Raw genomic sequence first — 9280 nt, 5'->3', positions numbered from 1 at the left:
CGCCCGCGCGGTCAGAAGTCGTTTTTCTGGTTCAGGTCGCCCGCGCTCACCGTCACTTCGTCGGCTGTGAACTCGATGTTGCCGCCCGCGCCGCGCTTGCCGACGTTCGCGAAGTTGGACAGATCGTGGCTGCCGCCCGTCTCGAGGCGCTGGAGCTCCTTCGTCGCGCCCGAATTCAGCGTGACGTTGCCGTTCTTGTCGACGACGCCGACCGAATTGCCGCTGCCGTTGTACAGGTTGCCCTGCGAGTCTTCCTGCAGATGCAGCGCCTCGCCGCCCGCCTTCGTGTTCAGCTTCACGTCGTGCAGGCCCTGGCCCGGCTGGTTGCCCGCCGGCACGGCCGCGTTGTTCGTCGCGCCGCGGTTGCCGGCCGGCGGGTTGTTGTCCGAATCGCTGCCGACGGTCGAATCGTCGCCGTCGCCCGAATCGCCCTGCATCAGCAGGTCTTCGATTTCGTGGAGCAGTTCCTCGATCTTCTGATCGCGGCTGCTCGACGACGTCGACGAGGGTGAGTACTGCGTCGGATTGAGAGTCTGGTTCGAAATGCCGTTAACGCTCATGATCGTCTCGCTATGAATGTGCATCGACTGAGGGAAAGGAAAAAGAACGCGCACGGCCCTGGTGCGCCCGCGGTTCGACGACAAGCTTAGGCAGCGCGTCCGTGCGCGCCGCAAAGCGCGCGAAGCGGCGTCGCGGCGCCCGAAACGACCGGCGGCGGGGTGCGCGCCGCCGCCGCGCGGCACGCAGCGCTTCGTCGCGCGCGATGCCGCTTCGCGCGCGACGGCCGCGTGCACGCGCGCGACGGCGATCATCGTCGACGGATCATCTTTTCTCGACGCATCGCACCGACATGGCGATCAAACCGTGCAACAAGGCCGCCCTGCGCGCGCTGCTCTCGGTCTTTTCGGCCGGGCTGCGCGCGAGCGCGCACGCGGACCTCGACGAACTGCTGCTCGCGCTGCGCATCTTGCAGCCGCGCAACGCCGCGGTCGACCTGTGCGACGTGCGGCTGCGGATCAGCCGGCGCGACTGGATCGGCGCGCTGCACATCCTGCGCACGCTCGAGGAACAGGAGCGCGGCACGCCGCTGTGCGCGGCGCTGCAGAGCTGGTGCCTGTACGCGCTGCAGGACGACGACTGGCGGCGCTATGCGCAGACCGTGCTGCTGTCGGGCGATCGCGCGTCGACGGTGCTCGTCGGCCGGTTTCTCGACGTGAACGAGCGCGCGAACGACGCAGGCGCGCATGACGACGACGTCGCCGCGCGCATCTCGCAACTGCTGCGGCTCGATCGGTATCAGTGGGCGCGGCGCGTGCATGCGAGCGGGATGGGGTGAGGACGGGGCGGGTACGGGTTCACGCGTCGTTCAAGCGCACTCGTTCAAGCGCACCCGTTCGGGCCCGCCGTCCGTTCACGCCGCCGGGCGGCAGCGCATGCCTCGATGCGCGCCGCCGCCGCGACGTCACCGGTCGAACGTCTGCGAAGGCGCCTCGTCGAACATTCGCCGATAACCGTTGACGAGCGTCGACCGGTGCTGGATGCCCCAGCGGCTCGCGATCTCGAGCACGCTCGCGGTCCGCGGCGAGTCGGACAGCAGCTCGCCGCGAATCCGCTCCATCCGCTGCCGACGGATCAACTCGCTCGGCGACAGCCCGAGATAGGTCTTGAACGCCGCCTGCAGCGCGCGCTCGGTCACGTCGATGTGCGCGGCGATCTCGCGCACCGACAGGTCGCGCTGATCGAGCCGCTCCATCAGATAGCGATACGCGCGCCGGTACTTGCCGGGCAGCCGCGCGCTGACGTCGTCGCTCGGCGCGGCCGCATGCGTGCCGCAGCGCGCGATCGCGAGCGCGGGCGCCAGCGCCGCGCCGTCGGAACGCACGTGCCGCACCGACGCGAGCGCATAGCGCGCATACAGCGCCGACGATTCGCGAATCCGCCCCTGCTGTTCGCGGACCTTCGCCGCGCAATACAGATAGTCGAGCGTCCAGCGCACGTGCGTGCCGCAGCGGGCCGCGGCGTCGCGATACGGCGCGATCATCGCATCGGCGACGTTCGGCGCGTGGCCGGCGAGCGCGGCGAGCGCCGCCTCGAGCCGCACGCTGCGCTGATAGTCGGCGATGCCGCGCTGCGCGCACCAGCCGACATGCGCATCGATCCGCGCGAGCGCCGAATGATCGCCGAGCGCGAGCGCGCTCACCTCCCGCATGTAGCCGACGCGCATCCGCAACAGCGGCACCTGCGGGCCGCCGGCCGCCGCCTCGTCCGCGCCCGCGCCCGCATCGACGAACGCCGCGGGCGGCAGATCGGCGAGCGCCGAGCGCCAGTACACGTGATCGCCGAGCGCGTCGGCCCGGCCGATCTGGTATTGCAGCAGCAGATCCGTGCGCAGCGCGCGCGCGAGTTGCAGCCAACGCGAATCGACGGCGTCGCGCGCGGCCGCGTCGAGCGCATCGAGCGCCGCCATCGCGTCTTCCGCGCGGCCCAGGTGGTGCATGACGACACACGCGCCGATCAGACTTTCGAGCTTCTGCTCGCCGCTCGCCGTGCGATCGTCGGCGATGCGCTGGAAGCCCGCCTGCGCGACGCCGAAGCGATTCTGGAAGAATGCCTGCCAGCTCGCGTTGCGGCAGGTCATCACGCGCGTCTGGTCGCGCGATTCGCGCAGCAGCTTCTGCGCGCGGCGGAACGTTTCCTCGGCCTCCTCGAAGCGGCCGAGCACGAGCTGGATGTCGGCATACGCGTGGATGTCGCGCACGTCGGCGGCGATGCCGCCCGGCTCGCCGTCGCAGCGCGCGGCGACGAGCGCGGATGCTTCGGAGAAGCGGCCGTCGAGCACGCGGGCAACGTAAGCGTCATGCGACGACGGGTTGGCGAGCGCGGCGGCGGTAGCGAAATAGAGTGTCGAAAACATGGCGGGTCCTCTCGGCAAACGGTGTCGAATACGAAGTGTTCAAGCCCGATCCGCGCGCCGGGCGCCGCGTTTTTCGCGACGCGCCGGGCGTGGATGCGTGCCGTCATCGTCTCGTTCGAGCCGGATCCGCGCAGCAGTTTGTGACGTTCCGTTACGATTGCGGTCCAGCCGCGGCTCATCGCGCCGAGGCGCTCTGAATCATCGAGTGCGGTACGTTTCCACGTACATAAAAAACCTCGCTCTCGTTCTCGTCGACAAGTTTCTCGATCGCTCGTGCGACCGTGCCCGGGCTAACAAGCCGTTGCTGCACCAGGCGCTCGGCATCATGCAGAAGGATGTTGGCCGCCGTGCGAAATCCCCGCGGATCGCGGGTCGTGTCGACCGTGACAAACGACATTCCGATACCCGGTCTAAGGAAGCGCGATGACGTCGCCTGATTCGCACTGAACGATGGCACCTGCCCCCCGCTGCCGCCTGTGCGTGCGGTATGGCGAATGATGTCCGCGAGATATTCGTCGTCGGTCTGGTGACGAGACCGGCCGCTGGGAACGCCGTTTTCCGCGATATCGTCTGCGTCGTCCCTCGCAGCGCGGTACACCGTCGGAGGGATCGGAACGTCTCGGCTTTGAATGTCTGCGACGCTTATAGGCCGCGCCGAGCGCGCGGAATGGTTGATGGCCTCGATCCACCCGTGCAGCGTGCCATGCCCCCCCTCTGCGGCCCGAAGTCGTGGCGGAGGCGCTGCGCGCGAACGCGCACCGAGACCGGCAACCGGGCCGGCCGTCGTGCGTCGCGGCGGGCGACGAGCATCGGACCGGGTTGGCCTTGTCAGCTCATGAGACTCCTGGTAATCGCCGCTTACGCGACCTGAATGAGTACCGTCGTTACTGATGCAATTTCCCATTTTGAGTGACCTCGAAGAACTTGTTGATAAATGGCGCGTGCTACACCCGCAGCCAGAAATACTCGCCGGACGCGATCCCGTTGAACATCTCGTCGCCCGATTCGATGATGTTCTGCCGCCAGTAGCGCCCGTGTTCCGCGTAATGCGCGAACAGATCGGCGAGCGTCTCGCCGGTCACGTCGGGCGTGAGCGGCAAACGCATCAGCAGCACGATGCTGCCCGTGTCCGCGTCGATCCCGAGCTGCGCCTGGTCCTGCGCGTAGATCAACAGGTTCGCCTCGAGCAGCAGCCGGTACACCGCGAGCGTGCGGCCCGCGCTGACGATTCCATAATGGAAGTTCACGTACATCGAATCCGGATCGTCTTCGAAGTGTTCGAGCCGCACGTCGAAGCCTTCGACCTCGATCGAGCGCGTGTCGAGCACATGGTCGACATCCGGCAAATCGACGATCGCGCACACCTCGGCGATGACTTTCTCGTAGCGTTCCTGGCTCATGGCTATTCCGTTCCGGAATCCGGCACGCGGCAAAAAAACAGCCGGCGCACGAAGCGCCGGCTGTCCGACACCCGGCGAGCAGCGGCCAACTTACTGGATCTTCTCCGCGCCTTTTTGCATCAGGCCGACGGCAGCCTTTTGCACTTCCATTTCCGACTGTGCGATCGTCATCTTCATTTGATCCTGAGCCATCTGTTTCATCGCCGCGATGCCCGCATCGGCGCTGGCGCCTGAATTCAACACAGCTCCGCCAGCCTGCAACGCCGTATTAATCATGCTCATAGTCAACACTCCTTAGATAGTGCGTGCGTACACGCATCGACAAAGATCCGGCGCAACCGCCGCTTGTTGCCCATCGCGCGGCCCGCCGCTTTTTTGCCGCGCAGCGTGCGGCATCGTCCGGAACGGCTCGCGCCGCTCCGTTAGCCGCCGCACGCTGCGCGGCGAAACCGTGGCCGTCAGGCGGCCGTCGCGTTCGACTCGTGCAGCGTCGCGACGATTCGCTGCGCGGCGAGCAGCCCGCGATAGATCTTCTGCATCGCGTCGCGCTCGTAATCGCTCCCCGCGTGCGTGGTGGCCGCGCTCACGCGCTCGGCCGTCTCGCCGAGCGCGTGGCGAATCGCGCCGATCCGCGCGGCCGCGTCGGGCGCCGCGAGCGCCCGCTCGAGCGATCCGAATTCCTCCGCCGCCCGCTCCAATGCTTCGTACATGCCGCTTCTCCCGTCAGTTGAGTCCCGTCAGTTGAGCTCCGGCGCGCCGTCGGCCGGCGCGCCCGCAAACACGTGCTTCACGCCGTCCGGCGTCTCGATGTAGCGCACGTCGCCGATCTCGAGCATGCCCGAGTAAGCGACGGGCACGGGCGCGTCGCCGGACTGGCGCGCGTCGACTTCGATCGCGCGCACGTTCGGCCCGACGTCCGCGCGCACCCGCTCGACCGCCGCGCGCAACTGCGCGAGATCCGGCACGACGCCCGACACCCGAAAGCGCCCCTGCCCCGCATACGCGACCGTCGCGCCCGATGTGCCCGACGTGCCGAGCGACTCGCCGATGCTTTGCGCATCGTCCTGCGCGACGTCGTACTGCCGCTCGACGCGGTGCGCCGCGAGGCGCTCGAGCAGCTTGCGCGCAGCGAGGTCGTCGGCGGGCGTCGCGACCATTCCGGTGACGGCCACCATCGCGCCGCGCGGCGCCGCGTGCAGCTCCGCGTAGCCCGCGCGCTTCAGCTCCCCGCCCACGCGGTTCGCGAGCGCGCCGATGGTCTCGACCGCCGGCGGCGCGCCCGGATGCGCGCTCGCGAGCATCGCGCCCATCGCGAGCAGCCCGGCGACGAGCGCGCCGCCCGCCGCCGCGCACGCGGCGAGCTTGCGCTGCGCGCCGCGCCGCGCCGCATCGGCGCCGGGCGGCGGCGCCCATAGCGTCGCAAGCAGTTCGAGATCGCTCGGCCATGCGCCGTCCGCAGGCCCGACGCACAGGGCGGTTTCGCCGAACGGCACCGGCACGAAGTCGAGCATCAGGAGCGGCGAGCCGTCCGCATCGAACGGGTCCGCCGCCGTCTCGGGCGGCACGCTCGCCGCGCGCCGCGCGCGCGTCGCGCCCTGCGCGTCGATCGACAGCAGCAGGTCGCCGTCGCACCAGTCGGTGATGCGAACCTCCGCGTCGTCGCCCGCGCCGATCCGGTGCTCCCCCGCGTCGAGCGCGATTTCCGCGCCGGCGTGCAGGCCGGTCAGGATCCGCAGCAGCTTCATCGGTCGCTCCTCATCCTTGCGTCGTGTGGTTCATTCGCATCGATCGATTCGAGCAAATCGAGAGAATCGATCGAGAACGGTGCGCCGCTTCGATCGCGCCGCATCGTTCATCCATGCAGCCAGAATAGTTCGATGCGGCAACGCGGTCCGTTCGCCGCGCGAATTCGCCGCCGCGTTTGCGAAGCGCCGCGCTCATCGCGACGCCCGCGCTCACGATCGCGGCCGCCGCGCGGCAGCCATGCCGCCGCGCAGCGTCTCGACGCTCGCGATCGCGCGGGCGAGCTGCACGTTCGTCGACGGCCGCTCCGCGTTGAACACGAGGAGCGGCAGCAGCAGGTAGTGCGTGCGCGCACGCTCGCCGCGCGCGACCGACGTGTCGCGCGGCGCGCCGCCCTCGCTGCGCATCGCGTCGAGCAGCAGTTGCTTCACGCCGCTCCAGCCGCTCGGCGTCCACGGCCCCGTGCGCAAGCGGGCGGCGAGCAGGTCCGCGTGGTGATTCAGCAGCGCGGCCGTGATGTGCGCGTCGGGCTGCGCATCGACGCGCCGGCCGAGCTGGAGCAGCGTGTCGGCCCACAGATGCCGCAGCGCCTGCTCGCGCTGCGCGCCGTCCGCGAGCGTGCGCGCGATGTCGCGCAGCGCGTGTTGCGCGGGGAACGGCGCGGATGCCGTCCGCGCGCGCACGCGCGGCAGCGCGGACACGGTCGCCGGCTCGCCGTCGCGCTCGTCCTGATCGCGCTGCTGCCTGCCGCCGCCGCGCCCGCCCGCATGCCCGCCGCGCTCGTGCTCGTCGTGCGGCGCGACCTGCGCGTGCGGCGCCGGCGCTTCGTCGCCGGCGTCGAATGCGTCTCCCGGGCTGTCCGCGCGGCGGCGGCGGCGCGATCCCGCCACGGCCGCCTTCGTGCGCGCCTTGAGCTTCGCGAGCATCTGGTTGCGCGCGGCCATCATGCTCGCCTGATAGCCGTTCGAATACGCGAAGCGCGTACCGTACTTGCCGTAGGTCGTCGCGGCGCGCGCGCGCACCGGCCGGCGCCGCCGCGGTTCATGCCTCGCCGCGTGGAGGGTGTGCGCGGTCGCGCGCGTGATGCGGCTCATGACGGCACCGCCTCGGTCAGCAGTTGCTGCGCGAAATGCAGGATCTCGGCAGCCGCCCACGGCCCGGCGATCGCGACGGTCACCGTCACCGCGATGAGCTTCACGCCGTAAGAGATGCTCTGCTCCTGCAGCGACGTGATCGCCTGCAAAAACGAGATCGCCAGGCCGGACGCGGCCGCGACGAGCACGATGGGCAGCGAGATGTAAAGACAGAGCATCATGCCTTGCGACGTGAGCCGGATCAGGTCGTCGATTTCCATCGGGCGAGCCTCCTCGGAATCGGGATTCAGGAATAGGTCAGCACGAGGCCGTGCACGAGCGTCGACCATCCGTCCATCACGACGAACAGCATCAGCTTGAACGGGATCGCGACGTTGGTCGGCTGCACCTGGTTCATCCCCATCGACATCAGCACGTTCGCGATCACGAGATCGACGATGATGAACGCGATGTAGAGGAGGAAGCCGATGCGGAACGCGTCCGTCATCTGCGCGAGCGTGAACGCGGGCGCGAGGACGATCAGGTCGTCGTCGCGCAACTGCGCGGCCGCGGCCTTCGGCCAGATCACCGACGCCGAGCGCAGGAAGAAGCGCTTCTCGCGCTCGCGCGAGTGCGCGGCGAGGAACCGGCGGAACGGCTCCTTCGCCGCGCCGAACGCCTGCAGCATCGCCTGCGTCGGCTGCGGCGACAGCGCCTGCCCCTGAAGCTGCTGCTGCGCGGCGAAGCCGATGGGCGCCATGATGTACAGCGACACGAGGATCGCGATGCCGTTGAGCACCATGTTCGGCGGCACCTGCTGCACGCCGAGCGCGTTGCGCAGCAGGCCGAGCACGACGACGATCTTCGCGTACGACGTGACCACCATCGCGATGAACGGCACCATGCTCATCACGAGCACGGCGATCAAAAGGCCGGTGATGTCGTTAAACTGAACCATCGTCGCCCGCCATCCGGTCGATCCGCACGCCGAGATGCGCGCCCACCGCGACGAGCCGGCCGCCGCCGATCGCCTGGCCGTACGCGACGAGCCGCACCGGCGCATCGCGCGCGGCGAGCGGCAGCTCGAGCACGTAGCCCGGCCGCAGCGCGGCCAGCTCGGCGATCGACAGCGACAGCGTGTCGATCTCGACGTGCACGGGCAGATCGACGTCGCCGAGGTCCGCCGGCTCGGGCACGGCGGACGGCGCGTCGCGGGCGGGCGAATTGCTTGGTGAATCCGTCGGCGAATCCGTCCACAAATCGGAGCGCGAATGAGCCTGCGAATCGGCCTGCAAATCGCCCGCGACGATTGGCTCGTCGAGATCGTCGGCGGTGTCGGGCATGTCGGTCATCGTCATCGTGTTTCCCTCGATCAGAACGGTTGCGTGCCATTGCGTCGCGCGACGCGCGCCCCACCATGCATGCAGCGGGCCCGCGCGCGCGACGCCAAGCGCGGCGGGCGCCAGGCCCAGCAGCACGTCGCCCGGCCGCAGGCTGCGCAGCACCGCGAGCGGCAGCCTGCGCGAGCCGAGCCGCACACGCCCCGGCAGGCGCACGCGCGCGAGCAGGCCCGCCGCATCACGCGGCCGCTCGCTTCGCAGCCGCGCCGCGAGCGCGTCGAGCCACGGCGTCTGCGCGTCGAGCAGCGCGCAGCGCAGCGGCGCGCCGTCAAGCGCGAACGACAGCACGCAGCGCGCAGCGCCGAGCGCAGCCGGATGCGCGGCGCGCAGCGCGCCGATCGTCACGCCGTCGAGCCCCGCCGCCGCGAACGCGGCAACGAGCGGCGCGAGCAGCGCCGACGCGAGCGCCGTGCGCAGCGACGCGCTCGCGTCGCCGCGCGCATCGAGCGCAGGCGCTGCGACGACGTCGAGCGCCGGAAACGCCGCGAGGTCGATCGCGACGCGCGCGGTCGCGCCGTCGCGCCGCAGGTCGAGCACGCCGGGGCGCTCGAAGCGCGGCCGTTCGCCGGTCGCCGCGCGCCAGCCGGACAGCGCCGGGAAGCGCGCGAGCCACGCGGCGAGCCGCGCGTCGGCGACGAGGCGCGCGAGCGCCGCGTCCAACGCGCTGCACGCGGGCAGCGGCAGCGCGGCGCTGATGCCGGGCGGCTCGGCGGTGTCGGGTTCCAGTTCGATCGGCTCGGTATCCATCGT

At 70.0% G+C, this 9280-nt stretch carries 12 protein-coding genes; 1 reads left to right on the top strand and 11 read right to left on the bottom strand.

Annotated features, from left to right (window positions below; all coding sequences use genetic code 11):
• Positions 1-11: 11 nt before the first annotated feature.
• Positions 12-560 (bottom strand): hypothetical protein, encoded by a 549-nt coding sequence (locus tag WS92_RS06475; protein ID WP_082743748.1) that lies wholly within the window; start codon positions 558-560, stop codon positions 12-14.
• Between the two features lie 290 nt (positions 561-850).
• Between WS92_RS06475 and WS92_RS06470 the strand changes: the two genes are divergently transcribed.
• Positions 851-1336, top strand: a complete 486-nt coding sequence (locus WS92_RS06470) for an HrpB1 family type III secretion system apparatus protein (protein WP_059932308.1) — start codon at positions 851-853, stop codon at positions 1334-1336.
• Positions 1337-1462: 126 nt separating this feature from the next.
• Here WS92_RS06470 and WS92_RS06465 read toward each other — a convergent pair whose 3' ends face one another.
• From WS92_RS06465 to sctQ, 10 genes are all read right to left on the bottom strand, one after another.
• Positions 1463-2914 (bottom strand): helix-turn-helix transcriptional regulator, encoded by a 1452-nt coding sequence (locus tag WS92_RS06465; protein ID WP_059932310.1) that lies wholly within the window; start codon positions 2912-2914, stop codon positions 1463-1465.
• A 175-nt stretch (positions 2915-3089) separates the two neighbouring features.
• Complete coding sequence (locus WS92_RS06460) at positions 3090-3512, bottom strand: hypothetical protein (protein ID WP_059932312.1); 423 nt, start codon at positions 3510-3512, stop codon at positions 3090-3092.
• 346 nt (positions 3513-3858) lie between these two features.
• On the bottom strand, positions 3859-4314 hold the full coding sequence (locus WS92_RS06455; RefSeq protein ID WP_006028725.1) for a CesT family type III secretion system chaperone: 456 nt from the start codon (positions 4312-4314) through the stop codon (positions 3859-3861).
• A 90-nt stretch (positions 4315-4404) separates the two neighbouring features.
• A complete protein-coding gene (locus tag WS92_RS06450) occupies positions 4405-4596 on the bottom strand; it encodes a hypothetical protein (RefSeq protein ID WP_009915560.1) in 192 nt (63 codons plus the stop codon).
• 176 nt (positions 4597-4772) lie between these two features.
• On the bottom strand, positions 4773-5024 hold the full coding sequence (locus WS92_RS06445) for a hypothetical protein (RefSeq protein ID WP_059932314.1): 252 nt from the start codon (positions 5022-5024) through the stop codon (positions 4773-4775).
• 27 nt (positions 5025-5051) lie between these two features.
• Positions 5052-6059 carry an HrpD5 family protein gene (gene hrpD5 / locus WS92_RS06440; RefSeq protein WP_059932316.1) on the bottom strand — a complete coding sequence of 336 codons (1008 nt, stop codon included), beginning with the start codon at positions 6057-6059 and terminating at the stop codon, positions 5052-5054.
• A 210-nt stretch (positions 6060-6269) separates the two neighbouring features.
• The gene (locus WS92_RS06430; RefSeq protein ID WP_059932318.1) at positions 6270-7151 is read right to left on the bottom strand and encodes a hypothetical protein; all 882 of its coding nucleotides are present in this window, start codon (positions 7149-7151) and stop codon (positions 6270-6272) included.
• Positions 7148-7411, bottom strand: coding sequence for a type III secretion system export apparatus subunit SctS (gene sctS, locus WS92_RS06425; protein ID WP_006028721.1), 264 nt, complete (start codon positions 7409-7411; stop codon positions 7148-7150). The genes WS92_RS06430 and sctS overlap by 4 nt, the downstream gene beginning before the upstream one ends.
• Positions 7412-7437: 26 nt before the next feature.
• Positions 7438-8088, bottom strand: coding sequence for a type III secretion system export apparatus subunit SctR (sctR, locus tag WS92_RS06420; RefSeq protein WP_006028720.1), 651 nt, complete (start codon positions 8086-8088; stop codon positions 7438-7440).
• The gene (gene sctQ, locus WS92_RS06415; protein ID WP_059932362.1) at positions 8075-9277 is read right to left on the bottom strand and encodes a type III secretion system cytoplasmic ring protein SctQ; all 1203 of its coding nucleotides are present in this window, start codon (positions 9275-9277) and stop codon (positions 8075-8077) included. Before sctQ ends, sctR begins: the two co-directional genes overlap by 14 nt.
• Positions 9278-9280 lie beyond the last annotated feature (3 nt).

The sequence above is a fragment of the Burkholderia sp. MSMB1588 genome, from assembly GCF_001546925.1.
GTDB lineage: Bacteria > Pseudomonadota > Gammaproteobacteria > Burkholderiales > Burkholderiaceae > Burkholderia > Burkholderia humptydooensis.
Note: the sequence above shows the minus strand (reverse complement) of the source record. Positions and strands in the feature narration are given on the sequence as shown.

What these genes read in the sequence shown, in the direction of transcription:
- WS92_RS06475 (WP_082743748.1), bottom strand. Translation starts at nt 560, where the DNA reads ATGAGCGTTAACGGCATTTCGAACCAGACTCTCAATCCGACGCAGTAC.
- WS92_RS06455 (WP_006028725.1), bottom strand. Translation starts at nt 4,314, where the DNA reads ATGAGCCAGGAACGCTACGAGAAAGTCATCGCCGAGGTGTGCGCGATC.
- sctS (WP_006028721.1), bottom strand. Translation starts at nt 7,411, where the DNA reads ATGGAAATCGACGACCTGATCCGGCTCACGTCGCAAGGCATGATGCTC.
- WS92_RS06430 (WP_059932318.1), bottom strand. Translation starts at nt 7,151, where the DNA reads ATGAGCCGCATCACGCGCGCGACCGCGCACACCCTCCACGCGGCGAGG.
- sctQ (WP_059932362.1), bottom strand. Translation starts at nt 9,277, where the DNA reads ATGGATACCGAGCCGATCGAACTGGAACCCGACACCGCCGAGCCGCCC.
- WS92_RS06465 (WP_059932310.1), bottom strand. Translation starts at nt 2,914, where the DNA reads ATGTTTTCGACACTCTATTTCGCTACCGCCGCCGCGCTCGCCAACCCG.
- WS92_RS06450 (WP_009915560.1), bottom strand. Translation starts at nt 4,596, where the DNA reads ATGAGCATGATTAATACGGCGTTGCAGGCTGGCGGAGCTGTGTTGAAT.
- WS92_RS06445 (WP_059932314.1), bottom strand. Translation starts at nt 5,024, where the DNA reads ATGTACGAAGCATTGGAGCGGGCGGCGGAGGAATTCGGATCGCTCGAG.
- sctR (WP_006028720.1), bottom strand. Translation starts at nt 8,088, where the DNA reads ATGGTTCAGTTTAACGACATCACCGGCCTTTTGATCGCCGTGCTCGTG.
- hrpD5 (WP_059932316.1), bottom strand. Translation starts at nt 6,059, where the DNA reads ATGAAGCTGCTGCGGATCCTGACCGGCCTGCACGCCGGCGCGGAAATC.
- WS92_RS06470 (WP_059932308.1), top strand. Translation starts at nt 851, where the DNA reads ATGGCGATCAAACCGTGCAACAAGGCCGCCCTGCGCGCGCTGCTCTCG.